General features: G+C 68.1%; 21 protein-coding genes and 1 CRISPR repeat array. Of the genes, 14 read left to right on the forward strand and 7 right to left on the reverse strand.

Annotated features, from left to right (window positions below; all coding sequences use genetic code 11):
- The first annotated feature begins 15 nt into the window (after positions 1–15).
- From EDC02_RS26185 to EDC02_RS26205, 5 genes are all read left to right on the forward strand, one after another.
- Positions 16–1,131 carry an AAA family ATPase gene (locus tag EDC02_RS26185; RefSeq protein WP_123604239.1) on the forward strand — a complete coding sequence of 372 codons (1,116 nt, stop codon included), beginning with the start codon at positions 16–18 and terminating at the stop codon, positions 1,129–1,131.
- Positions 1,128–4,163 carry a DUF5682 family protein gene (locus EDC02_RS26190; protein WP_233606292.1) on the forward strand — a complete coding sequence of 1,012 codons (3,036 nt, stop codon included), beginning with the start codon at positions 1,128–1,130 and terminating at the stop codon, positions 4,161–4,163. Before EDC02_RS26185 ends, EDC02_RS26190 begins: the two co-directional genes overlap by 4 nt.
- A 241-nt stretch (positions 4,164–4,404) precedes the next feature.
- Positions 4,405–4,608 carry a cold-shock protein gene (locus EDC02_RS26195; protein ID WP_123604240.1) on the forward strand — a complete coding sequence of 68 codons (204 nt, stop codon included), beginning with the start codon at positions 4,405–4,407 and terminating at the stop codon, positions 4,606–4,608.
- Between the two features lie 68 nt (positions 4,609–4,676).
- Entirely contained in the window at positions 4,677–5,366 is a 690-nt protein-coding gene (locus EDC02_RS26200) for a methyltransferase (RefSeq protein ID WP_370461564.1), read from the forward strand.
- 14 nt (positions 5,367–5,380) lie between these two features.
- Positions 5,381–5,935 (forward strand): Uma2 family endonuclease, encoded by a 555-nt coding sequence (locus EDC02_RS26205; RefSeq protein ID WP_233606294.1) that lies wholly within the window; start codon positions 5,381–5,383, stop codon positions 5,933–5,935.
- A 75-nt stretch (positions 5,936–6,010) separates the two neighbouring features.
- Here EDC02_RS26205 and EDC02_RS26210 read toward each other — a convergent pair whose 3' ends face one another.
- The 5 genes from EDC02_RS26210 to EDC02_RS26230 form a co-directional block, all read right to left on the reverse strand.
- Positions 6,011–7,306, reverse strand: coding sequence for a serine hydrolase (locus EDC02_RS26210; protein ID WP_123604241.1), 1,296 nt, complete (start codon positions 7,304–7,306; stop codon positions 6,011–6,013).
- 120 nt (positions 7,307–7,426) lie between these two features.
- Positions 7,427–9,061, reverse strand: coding sequence for a DUF11 domain-containing protein (locus EDC02_RS26215; protein ID WP_123604242.1), 1,635 nt, complete (start codon positions 9,059–9,061; stop codon positions 7,427–7,429).
- Positions 9,062–9,158: 97 nt separating this feature from the next.
- Positions 9,159–9,854: an FMN reductase gene (locus tag EDC02_RS26220; RefSeq protein WP_123605159.1), complete on the reverse strand. Its 696-nt coding sequence runs from the start codon at positions 9,852–9,854 to the stop codon at positions 9,159–9,161.
- 5 nt (positions 9,855–9,859) lie between these two features.
- The gene (locus tag EDC02_RS26225; protein WP_123604243.1) at positions 9,860–11,002 is read right to left on the reverse strand and encodes an LLM class flavin-dependent oxidoreductase; all 1,143 of its coding nucleotides are present in this window, start codon (positions 11,000–11,002) and stop codon (positions 9,860–9,862) included.
- A gap of 106 nt (positions 11,003–11,108) precedes the next feature.
- Positions 11,109–12,467, reverse strand: coding sequence for a condensation domain-containing protein (locus EDC02_RS26230; protein WP_123604244.1), 1,359 nt, complete (start codon positions 12,465–12,467; stop codon positions 11,109–11,111).
- Positions 12,468–12,571: 104 nt separating this feature from the next.
- On the opposite strand from EDC02_RS26230, the gene EDC02_RS26235 reads away from it, so the two are divergent.
- From EDC02_RS26235 to EDC02_RS26245, 5 genes are all read left to right on the forward strand, one after another.
- Positions 12,572–13,507, forward strand: coding sequence for a type 1 glutamine amidotransferase (locus EDC02_RS26235; protein WP_123604245.1), 936 nt, complete (start codon positions 12,572–12,574; stop codon positions 13,505–13,507).
- A complete protein-coding gene (locus EDC02_RS26240) occupies positions 13,504–14,109 on the forward strand; it encodes a hypothetical protein (RefSeq protein ID WP_123604246.1) in 606 nt (201 codons plus the stop codon). The genes EDC02_RS26235 and EDC02_RS26240 overlap by 4 nt, the downstream gene beginning before the upstream one ends.
- Positions 14,110–14,449: 340 nt before the next feature.
- Positions 14,450–14,941, forward strand: a complete 492-nt coding sequence (locus EDC02_RS39755) for a hypothetical protein (RefSeq protein WP_148083629.1) — start codon at positions 14,450–14,452, stop codon at positions 14,939–14,941.
- A 589-nt stretch (positions 14,942–15,530) separates the two neighbouring features.
- Positions 15,531–16,253, forward strand: coding sequence for a DUF6518 family protein (locus tag EDC02_RS39760; RefSeq protein ID WP_148083630.1), 723 nt, complete (start codon positions 15,531–15,533; stop codon positions 16,251–16,253).
- Between the two features lie 729 nt (positions 16,254–16,982).
- Positions 16,983–17,435 carry a hypothetical protein gene (locus tag EDC02_RS26245; RefSeq protein WP_233606295.1) on the forward strand — a complete coding sequence of 151 codons (453 nt, stop codon included), beginning with the start codon at positions 16,983–16,985 and terminating at the stop codon, positions 17,433–17,435.
- 215 nt (positions 17,436–17,650) lie between these two features.
- A CRISPR array of direct repeats spans positions 17,651–18,049; the repeat unit is 36 nt; unit sequence GCCTCAATGAAGGGCAGCTCCCGAGAGAGCTGCGAC.
- A gap of 310 nt (positions 18,050–18,359) precedes the next feature.
- Here EDC02_RS26245 and EDC02_RS26250 read toward each other — a convergent pair.
- Complete coding sequence (locus tag EDC02_RS26250) at positions 18,360–18,557, reverse strand: DUF397 domain-containing protein (protein WP_370461497.1); 198 nt, start codon at positions 18,555–18,557, stop codon at positions 18,360–18,362.
- Positions 18,554–19,411: a helix-turn-helix transcriptional regulator gene (locus tag EDC02_RS26255; RefSeq protein ID WP_233606296.1), complete on the reverse strand. Its 858-nt coding sequence runs from the start codon at positions 19,409–19,411 to the stop codon at positions 18,554–18,556. The genes EDC02_RS26250 and EDC02_RS26255 overlap by 4 nt, the downstream gene beginning before the upstream one ends.
- Positions 19,412–19,696: 285 nt before the next feature.
- On the opposite strand from EDC02_RS26255, the gene EDC02_RS26260 reads away from it, so the two are divergent.
- The 4 genes from EDC02_RS26260 (at position 19,697) to EDC02_RS40425 (ending at position 21,044) form a co-directional block, all read left to right on the forward strand.
- Positions 19,697–20,023 carry a recombinase family protein gene (locus tag EDC02_RS26260; RefSeq protein ID WP_158632310.1) on the forward strand — a complete coding sequence of 109 codons (327 nt, stop codon included), beginning with the start codon at positions 19,697–19,699 and terminating at the stop codon, positions 20,021–20,023.
- Positions 20,020–20,370, forward strand: a complete 351-nt coding sequence (locus EDC02_RS26265; protein ID WP_123604249.1) for a recombinase family protein — start codon at positions 20,020–20,022, stop codon at positions 20,368–20,370. Before EDC02_RS26260 ends, EDC02_RS26265 begins: the two co-directional genes overlap by 4 nt.
- Before the next feature lie 123 nt (positions 20,371–20,493).
- Complete coding sequence (locus EDC02_RS26270) at positions 20,494–20,784, forward strand: hypothetical protein (RefSeq protein ID WP_123604250.1); 291 nt, start codon at positions 20,494–20,496, stop codon at positions 20,782–20,784.
- The gene (locus tag EDC02_RS40425; RefSeq protein ID WP_158632311.1) at positions 20,781–21,044 is read left to right on the forward strand and encodes a hypothetical protein; all 264 of its coding nucleotides are present in this window, start codon (positions 20,781–20,783) and stop codon (positions 21,042–21,044) included. Before EDC02_RS26270 ends, EDC02_RS40425 begins: the two co-directional genes overlap by 4 nt.
- The last annotated feature ends 652 nt before the right edge of the window (positions 21,045–21,696 follow it).

Consider the following 21,696-nt stretch of genomic DNA (forward strand, 5'->3'; position numbering starts at 1 on the left):
AGGAGAAACCGCACCATGACCGCAGAGATGCTGCGCGCCCCCGCCGAGATCAAGTACGCCGAGGAGCTCGACTGGCTCGAATCGATCGACGACAGCCCGAAGCCGTACTCGTGGCGGTTGAGCCCGAAGATGGTGCGCCTGTTCATCCTCGGTTCCGAGCGCGCCGACGGCCTCGACCGGGAGATCCCGCAGAAGTGGTTCGGTGACCGCAGCTTCGTCGAACGCAGCATCGTCACCCTCGCCTCCGACCGGGGGCTGCTGCTGATCGGCGACCCGGGCACCGGCAAGAGCTGGCTGGCCGAGCTGCTCGCCGCCGCGATCTGCCGCAACTCGACCCTGGTGGTGCAGGGCACTGCCGGCACCACCGAGGACCACATCAAGTACTCGTGGAACGTGTCGATGGTGATCGCCAAGGGCCAGTCCCGGCAGTCGATGATCCCGTCGCCGATCATGACCGCGATGGAGCAGGGGGTGATCGGCCGGTTCGAGGAGCTGACCCGCTCCACCAGCGACGTGCAGGACGCGCTGATCTCGATCCTGTCCGAGAAGTACGTCTCCATCCCGGAGCTCGACTCGGACAACATCGTCTTCGCCCAACCCGGATTCTCGATCATCGCCACCGCGAACAGCCGGGACCGGGGCGTCAACGACCTGTCGTCGGCGCTCAAGCGTCGGTTCAACTTCGTCCGGATCCCGGTGATCACGAACAAGCGCAGCGAAGCGGAGATCGTCCGGTTCCGCACCACCGAGCTGCTGCGACGCCACCAGATCGAGCTGGAGGTGCCACCGACCCTGCTGGACGTGCTGCTGCAGAGCTTCGCCGATCTGCGCAAGGCCGCCGCGTCGGCGACCAGCGACGACGAGAAGTTGGAGTCGGCGCTGTCCACTGCCGAGCAGATCGGCGTGCTGGAGGACGCGATCCTGCACAGCCAGTTCTTCGGTGACCGGACGCTGCGCGCCGAGACCCTGGCCAGCTCGATGGTCGGTTCGCTGGCCCGGCGCAGCCCGGAGGACCTGGCGATCCTGAACAAGTTCTGGCACGGGGTGATCGAGCCGCGCAGCAAGGCCGACGGCGGGGAGTGGCCGGCGTTCCTCGAAGGCGGCCGGCAGAGCATTGCGACCCTGTCATGAGCAAGCCCGTCACGAGCAGGCCCGTCACGAGTGCGTCGGTCACGGGTGCGTCGTCGGACAGCCGGTTCGGGGCGTTGCGGGAGCAGTTGGCGGACGCCGCGACGGCGTTCGCCGACTCGCCCGACGCGCTGACCGGCATCCTCGCCGGCCTGGTCGACGACGTCGACCACGCACTCGGCGAGGAGTTGGAGATCTTCCCGGTCTGCCACCACTCGCCGTCGTCGGCGTTGGCGATGGCCCGCCGGCTGCGCGCCAAACAGCCCAAGGTGATCTACCTGGAGCTGTGCGAGGACATGCAGCCGCTGCTGACCGAGCTGCGCAACTGCGAACTGCCGGTGGCGTTGCAGGCCTTCGCCAGCGACCTGGACGGCTTCCCCGCCGGGGCCGGGCCGTTGAGCGTGATCGCACCGATCACCGAGGCGTCCGCCGAGTACCAGGCGATCGCGTACGCGATGGAGACACCGGGCGTGGAACTGCTGCTGGTGGACCGCTCCACCGACCACGTCTTCCAGTGGCAGTCCGACGACCAGACGGATTCGGCCGCTCCGGCAGACGGCGACGACGAGCCGGCGCAGCAGGGCCAGCAGAGCGGGCAGGGCCAGCAGCAGGGCCAGGCAGACGGCGAGGACGATGAGAAGGCGCTGCACGGCGACGCCGTCGGTGTCGGGATCGGCGACCTGCGCCCCGGGTTCGCCGAGCTGGAGGCGTACCTGCTGCACCACGGCAAGGTGCGGCACTGGTCGGAATGGTGGGACCAGTACGTCGAGCAGCCGCTGATCGGCGCGGACCACGACACGTACCGGCAGGTCATGGTCATGATCGGCAGCCTGTTCCGGCGGCTGCGGCCGAGCGACGCGGCGCGGTGCGACCGCGACGAGGACCGGGAACGCTACATGTGGATCCGGATGCGCGAACACCTCGCCGCCTCCGGGGCCGACCCGGCCGACTGCCTGTACGTCTGCGGCGCGTTCCACGCCGCCAGCCGGGTCGAGCAGTTCGGCGTACGGTCGACCGCGCCGTTCGAGATCACCGCGCGGACCGACACCAAGTGGCGGTACGGGCTGATCCCGTCCAGCCACTCGGCGATCGAGGCACAGTTCGGGCTGGCCGGTGGCACGGTGTCGATCGCCGCCAGCACCTGGCAGAAGGCGCTGACCGGCAGCAAGATCATCCCGTACCGGCTGGCCGGGCAGCAGGGCGGCCGCAAGAGCTCGGCCCGCAAGCCGAAGAAGCCGGCGCGGCCAACGACCGCCGGCGGTGGCGGTGGTACGGCGGTCGCCGGCGACGATCGGCTCAGCGGCTTCCTGGCCGCCCCGAGCCGGCCCGGCGAGCTCGACGAGGCCGAGTTGCGCGGCTGGTCGGTCGACATCGTCCGGCTGGCCCGGCGCAACGGCTACCTGGCCAGCACCGCCGACGCGATCGCCATCTTCGAAACGGCGGTGCTGCTGGCCGGGATACGCAACCGACGCCGGCCCACCCCGTACGACTTCGCCGACGCCGCGGTCACCTGCATCGAGAAGGACGTGGTGCCGGGCCGGCGCGACGTCCGCCGGCTGTGCGAGATCATGTTCGGCGGTGACCGGATCGGTCGGGTCGGCTACGACGCACTGCCGCCGCTGGCCCGCGACGTCTACGACCGGCTGGCACCACTCGGGTTGGACCCGAAGCGGCGTACCGTGCAGCGGGCGCTGCTGGATCTGCACGGGCAGCCGGAGCTGCGGCCCTGCTCCGATCTGTTGTGGATGCTGCGGCGGCTGCTGCCGCCGGAGGTGGTCCGCCCGATCATGGGCGAGCGGCGGCTCGGCGAACAGTCCGTCCAGGAGAGCTGGGATGTCGCGATCGGTCGCCACCAGCGGTCGATCATCGAGCTCGGCTACGAGGGTGTGACCATCGAGCAGGTGCTCGAACAGCGGCTGCGCCGGGCGGCCTGGGATCCGCAGGCCACGGCGGCACACGCCCTCGCGGCGGTCGAGGACTCGCTGCTGTTCCTGAGCAACCGGCGGCTGACCGACGAGCTCGGTGCCCGGGCCGTGCAGCTGCTCGCCGCCGAGCGCACCGCCGACGGGGCGCCCGAGGTGCTGCAGCGGATCCGGCAGTTGCTGGCGTACTACCGCACCAGCGGTGAGCCGCAGCTGCCGGCCTGGTGCCAGGACTTCGTCAGTACCGGGTACGCCCACTACTGCACCCTGCTGCCGACCGCGTTCGTCGACGACGAGACCGGGCTGCGGCAGGTGGCGGCGATGCTGGGCTTCCTGATGACCATGGAAAGCGTCGCCATGGCGTTGGGCTGCGACCGGACCCAGCTGGAGCTGGCGGTACGCCAGTCGCATCCGGAGACACCGGCGAAGATCGCGTTGCACTGGGCGGCGCAGTCCCAGCTCGGTCAGCTGCCGCTGGCCGAGTTGCGTGAGCGGTGCTCGGATCTGCTGGCCAGCCCGCTCACCGTCGGGGCGTTCCCGCACTACCTGAGCGGGTTCGTGCAGGCGCTGGAGCCGGTGCCGACGTTGGCGCCGTTCGTGGTGGAGGTGCTGTCGGCGGCGTTCGGCCAGCTGCCCGACCCGGTGCTGCTGCCCTGGCTGCCGACGCTGATCACCACGCTGCGGGAGCAGGCCGGCGAGTTGGTGCCGATCCTGGTCCGGGAGGCCGGCCGTACCTTCCCGGCGACGCTGCCGGCGTTGGACTCCTGGACCCCGCCGTGGGCCGCAGCCGCCCCGACAGGACAGCAGACCGGCATGCAGACCGGCATTCCCGGCGGCGGGACGGCACCGGCGGCGGAGGCCGCCCGGTACGTCATGTCCGGGCCGGCGCCGCAGCTGCTGGCCGAGCATCCGCTGGCCGCCGTGGCGGTGGCGGATCTGCTGGACTGCGCGGCCGGTGCCGCGGCCGACGGGCAGGCGGTAGGGCTGGGTCCGGCCGACGGAGGGTCCGGCAATGCCGGCGGGGATCCGGCGGTGGCCGACCTGCTGGGGCGGTTCCCAGTGAGCGCGGCCGGCATCGCCGCCCACGTCGGGCTGGTCCCCGCCGCCGGTTGAGAGTGGCCCGGGGGTCGCCGGTGCCGGCGGTACGCTGCCGGCACCGGCGAGGGCGGGGCACTCGTACCCCCTCGACATGCTAGGTTTGCCGCGTTGCAGTTGATTTCTTCATGCCGCCTGCCTGATCGCAGCCGGCAGCAGCCGGGCATTGGCAGATTCTGCCGGTCTCTCCGGACGGAGATTGATGAGTGCGGCAGCAGAGGTCCGCACGTCGCGGACCCGTCACCGGCTAGGAGCAGACATGGCAATCGGTACCGTGAAGTGGTTCAACGCTGACAAGGGTTTCGGCTTCATCACCCAGGACAGCGGAGAAGCTGACGTCTTCGCCCACTTCACCGCGATCGCGTCCAGCGGTTTCCGTACCCTCGAAGAGAACCAGCGGGTGGAGTTCGACGTCGAGCAGGGCCAGAAGGGCCTGCAGGCGGCCAACATCCGGGTGATCTGAGGTTGTCCCCGTCCCTTGGGACGCGACCGTCGACGGCGTCGTCCCAGGGCGGGCTGACACCGGATCCGCTGACACCGGATCCCCTGCAACGGCAACTCTTTGACGACGCCGCCGGCACCGACACCGGCGGAGCGGACCAGCTCCGGCTGACCAGGGTGCCGCTCGCGGCGGAGATCAAGCTCTTTCTCGCCGACGATCCGACGCTCCTCTGGGCCCGGTTGGAAGCCGCCGCCGGCCGGCGGCTACCGCCGCCGTACTGGGCCTCGGCGTGGGCCGGCGGTCAGGCACTGGCCCGCTACCTGCTCGACAACCCCGACGTGGTCGCCGGGCGGCGGGTGCTCGATCTCGCCTCCGGGTCCGGGCTGGTCGCCATCGCGGCGGCGATGGCGGGTGCGGCGACGGTCACCGCCAACGACATCGATCCGTACGCCGCGACGGCGATAGCGCTCAACGCCGTCGTCAACGACGCCCGGCTCACCACCACCGTCGACGATCTGCTCGACGGCACCGTGACCGAGGTGGACCTGGTGCTGGTCGGCGACGCGTTGTACAACGCCGAACTCGCCACCCGGGTGCTGCCGTTCCTCGGCCGGCTCGCCGACCGGGGCGTGCAGGTGCTGGTGGGTGATCCGGGCCGGGGCCACTGCACCTTCGACCGGCTCGAACCGGTCGTCAGCTATCACCAGCTGAACGCGGGTGCCGCCGAGGACTCGTTGCTCGACCGCACCCAGGTACTGACCCTCCTGCCGCGCCGCTGAGCTAGAGTCAGCCTATGAGCGCGGAAGCCGTCGGCCGGCACATGCCTACGGTGATCACGCTCGACGACCTCACCGCGATGATGGCCGAGGACGAGCACCATCGGTACGAGATCAGCCCCGATCAAGTGCTGTCGGTCATGCCACCGGCCGGGTACATGCACGCGATCATCGCCACCCGGCTCACCGGATGGCTGCTCGCCGCCGGGATTCCCGCCGACCGCATCGCCCAGACGGTCGGCCTGCGTATCCCTGGGGCAGCCGGGAGCACCGGTGGGCGCATTCCTGATCTTGTCGTCTGGAACAAGGCGCAGGCCGATGGGGTGTGGCTACCTGTCACCGATGTCCTGCTGGTAGTGGAGATCATCTCGCCGGGCTCCGAGGCCACCGACACCGTCGCAAAACCGGCCGAGTACGCCGGTGCCGGCATCCCGCAGTACTGGACGATCGGCCAAGATTCGGCGCAGACCGTCACGATGTACCGACACGAGGGTGACCACTACCTGCCCCGGGCCACCATGCCGCTCGCCTGGGTGCTCAACGCCGACCCGGCCGAGCACGACCTCCACTGAAAGGTGCGGGGCCGCCGAGTGGTCCCGGCACGCCGGACGGCGCAACCGGGACCACGGCCAGCGGTCGCCGTACGGCTATCCGACCGCCACCGGCCCGGTGTTGCCGGGCAGCCGGGTCACGCTGGGCGGCAGCTGGGCCGCACCGGCGGACCGGCTCGCCGACGCGTCGGCCGGGCAGAGCGCGCCCAGCAGCAGCGTCTGCCAGGCGACGTCGACCGGGTGCGCGTCCGGGAACCCGATGTCGTAGTGACTGAGGTTGATACCGGTGGAGAGCTGACGTGCGCCGTCCCGGCTGTGCAGTGAGATCGTCAGATGGCCGAGCACCGCGCCGTCGTGTCCCCAGAACTCGCCGCACGGCAGCGGCGCCGAGTAGATGCCGAGACCGTAGCCGCCGAACTGCGGGGCGGACGGGTCGAACGGCACCGTGGTGAGCATCTCGTTGAGGGTGTCCGCGTCGAGCAGTTCACCGTCGAGCAGCGCCCGGTAGAACGTGTTCAGGTCGGCGGTGGTGGAGATCATCTCACCGGCGGTCCACGCCCAGCTCATGTTGAACTCGCCGAGGTCCCGCACACCGAACGACGCGAAGTAGGCGCCGCCGTGCGGGCCACGGATCGTCGGGTCGGCGCCGGGAAAGTAGGTGCCGGTCAGTCGCAACGGCCGCAGGATCCGCCGCTGCACCTCGGTGGTGGGGTCGTTGCCGGTGACCGCCTCGATCAGCAGGCCGGCGAGGACGTAGTTGGTGTTGGAGTAGCTGAACATCGCGCCGGGCGGGTTGGTGCGCGGCATCGCCAGGCCCGTCGCGACCAGCTCCGCCGGCGGGTACGTGGTGACCTGCATCTGGTCGATCGCGGCGTACGAGGTGAGCATCGCATTCGTGTAGTTGCCGATGCCGCTGGTGTGGTTGAGCAGCATCCGTACGGTGACCTGCTCGCCCACCTCGCCGGGAACCGTCTCGGGCAGCCACTGCCCGATGGGGTCGTCGAGCCCGAGCCGGCCTTCGTCGACAAGTTGCAGCACTGTGGCGGCGACGAACGTCTTGGTGGTGCTGCCGATCCGGTGCCGCATCCACGGCTGCATCGGGCGGGGTCGGGTGGCGTACGCGTGGCCGGCAGCGGCCTGCCACTCGTGTCGGCCGTCGCGGACGGCGGCCAGGACGCCGGGTACGCCGGCTTCCGTCACGTCGTCGAGTACGGACTGCAGTGCGGCGCGGTCGATGGCGTCGCCGGGCGAGCCGCCCGACGCGGGTCCACCGGCGGACGGGCCGGTTGACGGGCTGGGTCGCGCGGCGGCGGACGCTGGTACGACGGCGATCGCCGCCACCAGTGTCACGCTGGTGGCGGCGACCCGGAGTGTCCTAAAAAGGCTAGACATATTTACATGTTGCCGGCCTAGCCGATGTGACGCATCGTGCTCAGGTGCGAGAGCCAGCTCCCGCTGGCGGACGACCCGGCCTCCTGCTCACCGACGGTGGTCACTCTGGAGCGAAGACGGTCACTCTGGAGCGGAGACGGTCACCGTTGCCCGCCGCCGTACGGTCAGCAGCAGTGCGACACCGAGCGCCACCGCGACCGCACCGACGCCGACGACCGTGCCGACCGACGCGCCGGTGATCGGCAGTTCGTCGCCGTCGCCGGCCCCGCCGCCACCCGGTTCATCGTCCGGGTCGTCGCCCGCGCCGGTGAAGACGATGGCGACGGTGTTGTTCGACGGGTCGGACTCGGTCGACGGCCCGCCGCTGTCGGCGACGATCGTTCCGTCCGTACCCGGCGTTGATTCGATCTTCAATTGGAGGGTGTGGGTGATCTGCCCGCCGCCGGACGCGGTGGCCGGGAAGATGCTCTCGAAGTTGCACCGCAGTGCCGGTGACTCGGGCAGCCGGGTGCCCGGCTCGCCCTCGGTGTAGCACCAGTCGGACGGCAGCAGGACGGTGCCCGACGGCGCGGTGACGGTCACGCCCGGTCCGCTTCCGTCGGACGGCCCGTTGTTGACGACGGTGAAGGTCAGGTCGACGGTCTCGCCCGGCTCGCCGGTCACCGGCTCGGCCGTGACCGCGATGTCGAACGTGTTCGGCTTGGTGTGTACGGCGAAGTAGTCGACGTTGTCCTCGGTGTCGATCTCCTCAAGGAGCGACGCCGCCGATCGGCCCGCCGATCGGGCCGCCGCCGCCTGAGCATTCGCCAACGCCTCGTTGATCGACTTCCCGCCGGCCGTCGACGCCCGTGCCTGCGCCTGCGCCGGGTCGTCGGCGACCAGTCGCGCCTCGAACGACCCGCTCGTCTGGTCCGGGCCGGCCAGGTTGTTGCCGAAGTACAGGTCGAACAGCGACTCGCCCTGCTCGTCGACGAGGAACAGGGTCTCCCCCGGCGCCAGCGGGATGGTCAGCGCACAGGTGACCCGACTCGGGCCGTACGCGTACCCCTCCGTCTTCGGGTCGTTCGGCCAGTAGGAGATGTAGTCACAGTCGGTGTACTCGTCGACGAAGCCGACTCCGGTCGGCAGGTCCAGCCCGATCGTGTAGCTGTCGGCGGTGCTGTCACCCTCGTTGAGCACGGCGGCGTACAGCGGGGCGGTGTCGCCCGGTCCGACCCGGTCCTGCTCGGTGTTGATGTCGTCGACCAGGGCGACCAGGTCGGGGCCGGAGGCCAGTACGGTCACCGGGAAGGTCGTGGTGTTGTCGGCCGGGTTGGCGTCCTGCTCGGCCGAGCTGATGGTGACGGTCATGGTGCCGGCGTCACCCGGCGTGGCACCGGCCCGGCTGGCCAGCCGCACCGGGTAGATGTGGTCGGTCAGTCCGGCGGCGAGGGCACCGTACGCGCAGGTGACGACCCGGTCGGTGATCTCGCAGCCGGGGTGGTAGCCCTCGGCCAGCTGCACCGCGTCGTCGACGCCGGTGGCGTCGACGACGATGGTCACGTCGCTCGCCGGCGCATCGCCGTAGTTGTAGACGTACATGCCGAGGGTGACGCCGGAGTTGTCCACCTCGGCGACTGGCTCCCGGTCGAACGAGACGAACAGGTCCGGCCCTGGGTTCTGGGCGGCGGCCGGAGCGGCCGCCGCGACGACGAGGGCACCGGCGAGCAGGGTGCCGGCTCCGAGCCGGCCCCAGCCGGCTGCGTTCAGCATCATGATTCTCCTGTGGACGGGTCAGGAGCCGGACTCTATCGACAGTCCACGAGGTCTGCCACCCCGATCCGCCCACCGGAATCAGAATGCGTCCGAGATTTCACCCGCGCTTCGAGTTCATCCGCAGCTGCTCGAAGTCGGTGGTCAACGCGAACGGGTCGGCCACCCGTACCGGCTCCCGGCGGTGCATCTCGACGGCCAGCTCCCGACCGGCCCGGGCGATCCGCCCGCGCAGCGCCCCGTCGTGGCCGCCGTTGCTTCCGGCGCCGGCGACCGGACCTGCGCCGTCGACGGCCCGGTCGTCTGTCTTGTCGCCGGCCCAGTCCTCGGGGCCGGCGAAGACGGCGGTCGGCAGCACCACCGCACGCAGGTAGGCGAACATCGGCCGCAGCGCGTGCTCCAAGGTGAGCGAATGCCGGGTGGTGCCGCCGGTGGCACCGACCAGCACCGGCTTGTCGAACAGCGCGCCCTCCGGCAGTACGTCGAAGAAGGCCTTGAACAGCCCGCTGTACGCGGCGTTGAACACCGGGCTGACCGCGATCAGCCCGTCGGCGGCCGCCACGGCGTCCAACGCCTGCTTCAGCGCCGGTGCCGGGAACCCGGTCAGCGTGTTGTCGACCACCTCGTGGGCATGGTCGCGTACCTCGATCACCGTCGTCTCCAGCTGCCCGCCGAGACCGGCCAGCTCGTCGCGGACCGCCGCGGCGAGCTGGTCGGCGAGCAGCCGGCTGGTCGACGGCTGGCGTACGCCGGCGGTGACGACCGCCAGTCGCCGGCCGCCGGTGTTCGTGGCCATCGCCGTCACACCGTGGCCGGCGCGGCCGAGTCGGCGGCGCTCTCGGCCGTACTGCCGTCGGTCGCCGTGCTGCCGTCAGCCGCCGCCTCGACCAGGGACGCGTGGGTGGGGGCGTCTGGCACGTGCGCCGGCCGGCCCACCGCGAACTCGCGCCGCAGCACCGGCACGACCTCCTCGCCGAGCATGTCCAACTGCTCCAGCACCGTCTTCAGCGGCAGTCCGGCGTGGTCGACCAAGAACAGCTGCCGCTGGTAGTCGCCGACGTACTCGCGGAAGGTCAGCGTACGGTCGATGACCTGCTGCGGGCTGCCGACGGTGAGCGGCGTCTGCGAGCTGAAGTCCTCCAACGACGGACCGTGCCCGTAGACTGGGGCGTTGTCGAAGTACGGCCGGAACTCGCGCACCGCGTCCTGCGAGTTGCGCCGCATGAACACCTGCCCGCCGAGGCCGACGATCGCCTGGTCGGCGGAGCCGTGGCCGTAGTGGGCGAACCGTTCCCGGTAGAGGCCGACCATCCGCTGGGTGTGCTCCTTGGGCCAGAAGATGTGGTTGGCGAAGAAACCGTCGCCGTAGTAGGCGGCCTGCTCGGCGACCTCCGGGCTGCGGATCGAGCCGTGCCAGACGAACGGCGGTACGCCGTCGAGCGGGCGCGGCGTCGAGGTGAAGCTCTGCAGCGGGGTACGGAACTTGCCCTGCCAGTTGACGACGTCCTCGCGCCACAGCCGGCGCAGCAGGTCGTAGTTCTCGATGGTCAGCGGGATACCGTTGCGGATGTCCTGGCCGAACCACGGGTAGACCGGCCCGGTGTTGCCGCGCCCCATCATCAGGTCGACCCGGCCGTCGGCCAGGTGCTGCAGCATCGCGTAGTCCTCGGCGATCTTCACCGGGTCGTTGGTGGTGATCAGGGTGGTCGCGGTGGACAGCAGCAGCCGCTCGGTCTTCGCCGCGACGTAGCCGAGCATGGTGGTCGGCGACGACGGCACGAACGGCGGGTTGTGGTGCTCGCCGGTGGCGAAGACGTCCAGGCCGACCTCTTCGGCCTTGAGCGCGATGGCGACCATGGCCTTGATCCGCTCACGCTCGGTCGGCTCCCGACCGTTGGTCGGGTCGACGGTGACGTCACCGACGGTGAAGACGCCGAACTGCATGGTCTGCTCCTCCTCGCGGCGAGGGGCCGGTTGGGATTCCCTCGGACTACCCGGCCAAACATAGTTGCTGCGTCAACTATTCCGCGAGTCGCGGGCCGCCGCCCGACTACCCGGTGAACGCCCCGTCGACGAGGCGGGCCTCCAGCGCCCGCAGGAACCGCTCGATGTCGTCGGTCGAGAGGTAGGTGGTGTCGGCGGTCAGCGCCAGCCCCAGCCCGTCCGGGCGGTCGACGATCTCGATCCGGGTCCGCCAGGTGAACCGCTCGATCCGCTCGGCCAGCCGAAACGTGGTGCCGGCCAGCGCGCCGCGTACCGCCGCCTCGTCGACGTCCCGGCCGAACAGGTCGCTGTCCGCCGACAGCCGGATGTCGTTCAGATAGCAGTGCGGGTTCACCCCGGTCGCGTACGGCAGGCCGGCCGCGCCGAACGCGTCGCTGAGCGTCTGCGGGTCGTAGTAGGCGTGCCGGTACCCGTCCAGCGCCGCCCGCCACACCCGGGGCAGCAGGTACGCCATCCGGCGGTCGCCGGTCAGCTCGACCGGCACCAGGGCCAGCTGGTTCAGCTTGGCGACCGCCTCCGGGTAGCCGTCCAGTATCCGGTTGTTGACCATCGTGTGTATGCCGACCAGGTCGTTGCCGGAGCATTCGCCGACCACCAGCGCCGCCGCCGCGAGCAGCACCGTCGAGGTGGTCGTCCGATGCCGTACGGCGAGCATCCTGGTCGCGGTGTCCGCCGCCGCCGACGTCAGGACGCCCCGCCGGAAACGCGGCGTGGCCGGCTCCCGCTGCGGCATCCGGGTGTCGCGCGACAGCCGGCGGGTCACCTCGACCCAGTACGCCGCCGCCCGCACCGACCGCCGCCGGTGGCTCTCCCGCTGCTCCAGGTCGGCGACGTCCGCCGACTGCAGGCCGGGCGTGCTGTCGATCCGGCCCCGGGCCAGCAGCAGCCGCAGGTCACGCAGCACCAGCTCGGCCGCCCGGAAGTCGACCGTGGTGTGGCTGAACACCACCACGATCTGGTGCGGCACCCCGTCGCGGGTGACCACGGCGACGCGCTGCGGCCAGTCGTCGGCGTGCGCGAACGGCTCCGCCGCCAACTCGTCGGCGACCCGCTGTGCCACCGCCACCGGATCCGCCGACCCGGCCGGCACCACCGGCACCGACAGTTCGCCCCGGTCGGCGACCCGTTGGCGAGGCTCGTCGCCGGCCAGCTCCAGCCGGGTACGCAGCGCGGTGTGCCGCACCATCAGGGCGGCGATCGCCGCGTACACCCGTTCGGGGTCGGAGCGTGCCCGGCGGGGCACCGCGACGTGCCGTTTCAACGCGAACATGGCCTGGCTGGCGCCATGCCGTCGGAGCGCCATCCACAGTGCCCGCTGGCCCCAGGTGATCGGGGCGGTGCGCGCCGGATCCGGCGCGACGAACGACACCGTACGCCGGCCCACGGTCGACAGTTCGGTCACCACGTCGACCAGTATCAGTGGATGTGCCGTTACCCGACAGGGTCGAGTAAGCGCTTTCCTCTGACCGATCGGCCGATGATCATCACCTGGGCGGTAGTCTCCGGCAGGTGCCCCACCACGCACGCGCCGCCCACCGGATCCGGGACCGGATCCGCCTGCTCTTCGTCAACACCCAGGAACGCGCCACACTGACCGCCCTCGGCCTCACCGGCTATCCGCAGTGGATAGCCGCCGCCACCGGGCTGGACCCGGCGCAGATCGTCACCATCGACGTCGCCGACGGCCAGCCGCTGCCCGACACCATCGAGGCCGACGCGGTCATCGGCGGCGGATCCGGGCACTCCGCGTACGAGAAGCTGCCGTGGATCGCCCGGACCAAGGAGTTCTTCCGCGCCGCCGCTGCGGCCGGCGTACCGGAGCTGCACATCTGCTGGTCGCATCAGGCCCGCGCCGAGTCGGTCGGCGGGCGGGCGGCGATCGGCGGGCACGGCCGCCGCTTCGGCGTCGACACGGTTCGGCTGACCCCGGCCGGGCGGCTCGACCCGCTGTTCACCGGGCTGCCCGACGAGTTCGACCTGTTCACCTCGCACGTCGACGTGGTCGAGAAACTGCCGGCGCGGGCCGCCGAAGGGGCGGTCGTCGAGTTGGCGTACAGCCGGGTCTACCGCAACGAGGTGCTGGCGATCGGCCCGACCGTACGGACGATCCAGGCCCACCCCGAAATCACCGCGAGTATCGTCGCGGCGCTGGCCCGCAGCCGACGCGGTGCCCTGGTCCGCGAAGGCTCGATCGGCCCCGACGACGCCGACCTCGACGCCTTCACCGCCACCCTGTACGCCCGTGAGGCGCAGATCGTCGCGACCTCGCGGCGGCTGCTTGCCAACTGGCTGCGGTACCACGCCCGCCCAGGTGTCCGGCCCGACACCGCTCCGACCGGTACGCCCGCCGTCGGCGCTGGCGTTGGCGTCGTCGCCGGTGCTGGTGTCGTCGCTGGTGCTGGTGCTCATGGCGGGGTGCCGTCGGCGGTCGGCAGCGTGTTGTGAGCGTCGTCCTGCCAGCGGCGCGCAGCAGCGCCGAAGCACGCCTCTACGTCGAGCTGCACCCGTGCGACTGCAGCGAAGCGCGGTTCGAGCCGCAGGTCGAGGTGGTCGCGCTCGCCGATGGCGACCTGGCCACCCGCTACCACGGAAGCTGTGCCGGCTGCGGCACCGCGCGGGAGTTCCTGTTCCGGCTGCCCGCCGAGCCGGTGCGCCCGTCGGCCGGCACTGCCTTCTCGTACGGCGGCCCGGAGCCGTCGCAGCTCATCGACCCCGGCGAGTGGATTGCCGTCGCCGACCGGTACGCCGCCCTGGTCCCCGCCGACTTCGCCACCGCCGGGCCGGCTGGTGCCGACCCGGTCACGCTCGATCCGGTACAGCGGCGGCGGGCGACGGCGGCCCTGTCCCGGGCCGTCGCCGCTCTCGACGAGGTGCTGAAGTTCGTCCCGGCCGACGCCGACGAGGTGCCGTCCGACACCGTCACCAGCGAGGTCGGGCGACGGATGCGACGACGCGGACCGGGCCGGTTCCGCCGCGACCGCCTCACCGCCCTCCGCGACACCTACACAACCCTCCTCTCCGGTACACCGGCAGGACCGCCGGACTGACGCCGCCTACGCCTGCACACCGCCGCCAACTCGGCGTAACCAGCAGCTATCCGATCACGTGTTCCCTGGGGCCGCTGCGTACCGCATCACCCACCACGGACTACGGCTGCCCAAAATCCACCAGATTCCTGCCCAAGAGCCATGCTTGCGCCAAGCATAGAGTCCACGGGAAGCTGTCCTGACCAGCGTTTCTGCAACGCGGTCATACTAGGCAATCCCAAGGGAGAGATTTCACATTGAGACCCCCTTGACGAGCAGCTACCGGAGGTCCACGAGCGAACCAAAGAAGCTTTCCTCACGGGAAGTGACAGACTCCATCCGCAATGCTATGGTAGTTCTGGTGGTTCCACCGCAGTCGATTTGTTTGATCACTGCAGATAGGGAAATCATGTCAAATTCGAAATCCAGTCGAACTCTGCTCAGCAAGGTCGCCGTCGTAACGACGCTGATAGCCGTGTTATCGCCGACACTGCTAGCAACACCGGCATACGCCGGTTATCAAACACCGATCAGTGGCTCCACTTTCAGCTCGGGAACTGTCTGGTACCTATCAACCACCTGGCGCACCGTATCCTTCTATGGCCCGTATATTGAGATCAATATTCATCGGGCACCCCGGCTGGCGGATGGTAAGGCCGACTACATGAGATGGCGGATCAATCAAGGTTCCAGTTCCACCGATGGCCCCGTCTACGCAATCAATGAGACTCCGTCAGGCTACACCGACCTTGGCTACTACGGCCCACCTTACACTCAGTTCCGAAATAAGTTTGGGCGCGGGACCACCTGCAACAACTGCGACCACGATTTCGAAGGTAAAATGACCTACTAGCGCGAGTGGCCGAGCCGGGCTAGGCGAGTCAGACTTGACACGCGTTGCCCGGCTCGGCCGTTCGAATCACCAGCCCGGAAAGGCATAGAAGACTGAGTGTTCAGGAACACGATACACAGAGTGGGTGTCTTACTCTTGCCACTCGTATCTGCTTCAATTTTCTCCTGTGGCGCACCCTCAAACGCATCGAGATATGTCGACGCAGCGCAGGCGACTCGCGAGTACCTGGATGAGGCCGAGCAGTTGCACCTCGCCGCAGGCTGGGAGTGGCCCACGCATCCCGGCTATTCGGATCGCGACGAGAATGGCGACCGCGTATTGTACGAAGTAAATTTGGGCCGAGTCGACGCCGCCTGGTATTGGCATTGTTCATGGGCGCAGACTTTGCTCGCTGCGACGAGCTCAGAAGATTACACCCACGCGAACACATTCGTCCAAGATCTGCGCACTTCTGCGTTCTACCAGTGGGGGTTAGACGCAGAAGAACAGAGTCGCAGAGATAAGATTCTGGACGACGTCGCGGACGGAGATCTTACCGAATTTAGTAAGATAATCAACCTAAATTGCCCAGATGCACCAAGGTAGGCCAATGCCAGCTGCAACAATTCAGCAGTTGTTCCGAGTCCCACTGACTGTGCCACTTCTTGCCGGCGGAGGACTCGGCACCGCCACCTTTCTGGTGGATCTGATCCCAGAGTTCCTCGCATTCTTCATCACCCCCGTCGTTAGTTCCGCTGCAGCCTGGGGTGCGGTGGCGCTCCTCGTGGCGATGCGCACTGAGACACGCTCATTCGCCACGCTATTTGGCGTGGCAACACTTTGTTCATCGACCGCAACCTACTACCTACTTATTCTAGTGTTGAGTCAACGCTGGAAACTCGGTGCCGAAACGGAAAATTTCACCCTATCACATAGCGGCATTCTCTCGGTCGTAGCAGCGAATGGATTCTGGCTCCTACTGTCGATATTTGCCGGAGCGACACTCGGAGTTCTTGCTCACGCAATTCGATCTGGCCCACCTGCACGAAGTGCTGCCTTGACCGGTATAACGACAGGGATGCTAGCAACCGAAGGGACCTACACAATCATTCACGTCTCATTTATCTGGGTCGGACCGCTTGACTCCTTCACATGGGCAAGAATACAAACGGCCTCGATGCAGTTGTTGTTAGCTGGGCTCGTTCTTGCGCTGATCGTCACAACCCGCAAACTACACCACACCTGGGCGGTATTACTGACATCCTTCATTGCATCAATTTCTGTTGGTATTGCCCTTTGGCTCCCTTTGGCGGAAATCCGACAGTCCCTTTAGGTTACTCCGATTTCAACCCATGGGCTCGCCGAGGTCGCGGCCGGCTTGAGACAGAGTGCCGGCCCATCTCGATGAGGCGGCTCAGCCGCCAAGCTGCCGGCCGCCGCTTGGCCTGAGACCGCCCGCCGGGAGGCAGAAGGGCTGTCCAACACGACCAAGGTGGAGCGCTACCTCGCCCATCTCGCCGCCTAGGTGGTTGACGCCGCCGACATCACAGACATCTACGAAGAGGCCGGCCCGGCAGGCTCGATATCACCGACCTCAACAGGTCTGGGAACAACTGTGCCAGCTTCGCCATCGGTCTGTCTCATATCATCTCACTCTCGTACCAGGTGCCGCTCTGCGACGACGGCTGGGATGTGACGTGGAACCAAACACTCCATAAGGTGGAGTGGCATGGCGCAAGCACAGGTGGCCAGAACGACAGCCGCAGCGCGTCGGGCGCCAGCACTGTCCGACTCCCATGGAGCACACCCATCGTGTACATGAACTATCGGATCGGCTGGACATACGCCTGCTTCTGCTGATCGCCCACCTCTTCCCCGTGGCGGTCATCGGCCGCCACGGGGACATCGAGCCGGAGATTTCTCAGACATGCGCAATACTGTCGGCATGCGCGCCCGCATCCTCCTGACCGTCGTAGCCGGGCTACTCGCTGTGCAAGGCTGCGCTGACGCTACTACTGGCCCTGAGGCGCCCCCGCCCACCCCGACCGTCGGACAGCCCGTGGTGTTGGATGCCCGCGTACCGGGTTGGGAGACCGCCGCCTGGCTCGCCGAAGACGCGTTCTGCGTGTGCGTCGCCCGAGTCGATAAGCGCAGTGAGGGCAAGGAGAACGAGTTCGTCTTCTGCGATCCGGTACCGGAGACTCTGGACACTGTAGGTCCACCACTGCTGCCCACCAAGCCGATGCCGTACGTCGCCCCGCTTGACCCGCAGCAGCGGGAGATCATCCTGGTCGGGTCCGTACGCGGTGCGGTGACCAGCGTGTCCGTGACCATGTTCGGCCAGACCGCCACGGCCGCCGTACAGCAACTCCCCGCCACCGGCGGTCGCCAGATCGGCGCGTACGCGGTCTGGCTTCCTCGCGACGGGGGTCAGCGCGACGGGATGAACCTCTCCGACATCACCGCCGTCGTCGGCCACGACGCCGACGGCAACGTCGTGACCCAGCTGGACTGACACCAGCGGCGAGCGCCGGCCAATCTTGGTAACTCGTGGGCAGTCCCCGCGCAGACCCCACACCGGCATGTTATCTGGTGGATCCACTACCTTGGCCCGGACCTGGCGGCGCTGGCCAGCGAGTACGAACCGTTCAACCGCTGTCAGCCCGGCAGCCGGCAGTCCCGCCCACCGAGCCAGCGCCGCAGGATGTTCCCAACCAACTGCCAGACCAAGCCCTTATGAAGGGCAGCCCCAAGAAGCTGCGACACCGCGATTTCAAATTGAAACTCTAGCCCGAAAGGCCTCAATGAAGGGCAGCTCCCGAGAGAGCTGCGACCTCGCGGCGCTCGACTTCGATGACATGATCGACCTTCAGCCTCAATGAAGGGCAGCTCCCGAGAGAGCTGCGACCCGCGCGGACCTATCCGTCCCGAGCGTGCCGGGATCTGCTGCCTCAATGAAGGGCAGCTCCCGAGAGAGCTGCGACGGTGCACGACGAGCCAGCCGATCCAGCCGGCGGCGACGCCTCAATGAAGGGCAGCTCCCGAGAGAGCTGCGACGGCCGTCGCCATCACCATCCCCGCCGGCACCACCGTGCCTCAATGAAGGGCAGCTCCCGAGAGAGCTGCGACAGGGTACAGATTCTACCCCTCCTGAACTGCGGTGGAGCGGGCGGTCCGCGAAGGGTCCGCCCGGAGAGAGCACGACAACAGCCCAAGCGCCACCAACGTCCACTCTCGAATAGCAGTTGAACAGCGCAAACAGCTCCGCGAGGGGTCCGCGCTCACGGACGTCACGACGGAGCCTTCGCGGCGGAGAGCGAACCGACCGAGCCGGCCGGCGAACACGCGACCCCGACTCGCTGCGTCCGGCAAACGATACAGAGCGCCGACCCTACCGAGGCAGGGTCGGCGCTCTCCGACTGTCTCGCCGAGATAGCCGTCAGTGGTGCTGCTTGGCCAGCTCGACGAACGAACGCCACGCGGACGGGCCGAAGGCCAGGATACCGCCGTCGCGGTCCTTGGTGTCCCGGACCAAAACGCCGCCCGGAAGGTTGTCGGCAACCTCGACGCAGTTGTTCTGTCCGTTGCTACGGCTCGACTTGAACCAACGAGCCGCTGAAATGTCGCCAGTGATCACTTGTCCATCTCCTTCATCGCGTCCCTGATTGCCTGCCTCGACGCCCGCTCGTCCGGCGAGGCGTCCCAGATGTTGCTGAATGCTCCCTCGTACCGGTCGATCTCATGCGGTTTGTCCAGGAACAGCGCCCCGGTGAACCCGTCGACATAGACCGTGGGCGGTTCCGTCGCCTGGCCGTTGCCGTTGGTGGGGAACTCCAACACGGCAAACGGACCCGACATGATGCCGGCGTGCATCCCGACCGCGAACGGTAACACCCTGAGTGCCACGTTCGGCATCTCGCTCACGGTGACCAGCCGTTCCAGTTGGGCGCTCATGACCTCCTGCCCGCCCACCGGCCGGCGGAGGATCGACTCGTTGAGCACCATCCTCAGCTCCGGTGCCGCGACCGGTCTGGTGAGCAGCGCCTGCCGAGCGATTCGGAGCTTGACCCGCCGGTCGATCTCGCGCGGCTCCATGCCGGGGTTGTCGGCCTCGATCAGCGTACGGGCGTAGTCCTCGGTTTGCAGTAGCCCTGGAACGAGCTCGGCTTCGTACCACCGCAGGCATCGACAGGACTCCTCCAAGCCGATGTACACGTCGAAGCCCTCGTTGATTACGTCGCTGTATGACAGCCACCAGCCCTTGCTCTTGGTCTCCTTGGCGAGAGCCATGAGCGATGTCGTCGTCTCTGTCAGCGCACCGTAGACACGGCACATCTGCTCGACGTCGAGCGACCGCATGGACGTCTGCCCGGTCTCGATCCGCCAGATCTTCGCCTCGCTCCACTCCAGAGCGTCGGCTGCGGCTCTGACCGTGAACCGGGCCTGCATCCGGAGATCGCGCAGGCAGCGGCCCAGTTGCCGTCTCGGCACCGTTGACCCTGTCGCTCCTTCCGCCACGTCTCATCCTCCGCTCCTCGCCTCACGATGAGGCGACCCTGTCACTCACGATGAAAGCACCTGTACGCCTGTTTTGCAATGCATGCTTCGCTCGCTATGACGGACTTCCGGGTCCCCTAAATGAAGTCTTGCAGATCGATACCCGCAGTGCTCTACTCGTCCTCGATACCTGGGCGCACCGCACCGCCAAGCATCCGGCGAGGGATCGCCCGAGCACGCACATGTCGTCGGTCCCGCTCGACTCGAAGGGGGCAGTCCATGGTGAAGCCGTTGGTGTACGGCTACCTGCGGGTGGACCGCGATGCCCTCGATGGCGACATCCGGCAGATGGAAGTCGCGTTCAAGTTCTGGGCCGAGCAGGAGGGCTACTGCTTCGCGGGGCTCTTCCATGAGGACGACAGCGCGCTGAACCGCCCGGCCCTCACCGCACTGATCGAAGAGATCGGCCGCTGCGACGTCCGGCACGTGATCATGCCCAGCCTTGCGCACCTCTCCACGCACCAGGTCTTCCAGTGCCACCTTCTCGGCACGCTGGAAGACGCCGGCGTCCAGGTCCACACCCTGCAGGAGGAACTGAGCCCATGAAACCGCCGCTGTACGGCTACATCCGCCTACTGCCGCCGCACGCCAACACCAGCAACGCCATCGTGGACCAAGCCGAGCAACGCATGCAGCAGTTCGCCGACAGCCACGGCTACGAGCTGACCGCCGTCTTCATCGAACGCGCGACCAGCCGAGCCGCGTTCGACCGCCTGATGCATGACCTCCTCGTCGAGGACGCCCACCACATCATCGTCCCCGCCCACGAAACCCTCTCCGCACACCACAGCCACCTCTTCAACAACCTGATCGAGGAACTACACGCGGCAGACGCGCTCATCTTCGACCTCGAAGCCATCGACACCTGCGACAGGAGGATGTGGCCATGCTAGGAATCGGGGCGGCTATCGGCGCAGCGCTGCTCGGCTTCTGCGCCGGGCTGTGGTCATTCAAGGTCAAGTCCAGGTGGTGCCCGGACTGCGGGCGTACGAAGTACCCGATGGCGGATCGGCCTGGTGAGTAGCCGGCTACTCGCCACGCCGGAGCCGAAGCCCGGCGACGTGCTGATCATCGGCCGGGAAGCCAGCGTCCAGTTCGCCGACGACCGCGCCATCCGACTCCGGGTCATCGCCGTCGACCGGAAGTGGACCTACGACGGGTGGATCTGGCTGACCGGATACGTGATCGACCGTCACGGCAACGCCGCCGAACGGCGGGAAATCTTCGTCCAGCGCCACGGACTCTACCGACTGCCCCGGCGCACAGAAACCCGACCATCGACCAAATTGATCAAGGGAGAGAAATGATCACCGAGATGATCCGTGACTGGTGGCTGCGGCGGCTCGGCTGGCGCTCCGGCCGGTCGACGGCCTCCCAACGGCTGCACCACCTGCGACGCGAGTCGCGGCGACAACGGCAGACGGCATCGGCCCGTCACCGCCGACTCGACGGCAACCGGGGACATCACTGGTCCACCGAGGCGACCGAACTGGTCCCGACCCTGCGCCCACTGATGACCTACGGCCAGCAACTCGGCTACCGGGTCGTCCTGCACGGCTCACCCTGACCGGCCACCCGCCGCCGACACCCACCAAGCCGGGATCACCATGATCAGTTGATGGTGAGATACCTTTCAACCGGCGGGAAAGGTATCTCACCATCAACTCGTGGCATCTGCTGTGGTGGTGACCGGCTCGGGACAGGGTCCACCACAGGTAGCTGGACCGTCCCGCCAACTGGGGTCCGGCGTAGGCGACGAGCAGAAGCAGCTTCGGCCGCTGCACCCGGGTCCGCCCGATCGCCGGACAGACCCGGGACCAGTAACGGTCCATGGCCGCCTCAAGCTCGTGTCGCAGCAGCCAGGCGCACGCCCGTGGCCAGGCACCTCGGGTGCCGCGGATCACGCTGGTCAGCATCCGGTCGGCGGTGGCCAGGTAGACGGACTGGTTCATCGCAACCGCCTCACCAGCACCTTGGTGTTGTCGACCATCTTCCAGATGGACATCTCGCTTGGCACTCCGTGGACGGCGTCGGCGACTGCCTTGACCGTCCGGGTCGTTTCCCGGCCGTACTCGCGGTCGAGGTGCGCGAACAGGCTGCTGACCGAAGCACAACGGACGGCTCGACACCCGACAGTACCTGGCGAACCCGCATCCGGTACTCAGTGGCGCGGGCGCGTTACCCTCCGGTGGCCGGGGGTCATCGGGAAGGGGGAGGTA

It is taken from the genome of Micromonospora sp. Llam0, assembly GCF_003751085.1.
GTDB lineage: Bacteria > Actinomycetota > Actinomycetes > Mycobacteriales > Micromonosporaceae > Micromonospora_E.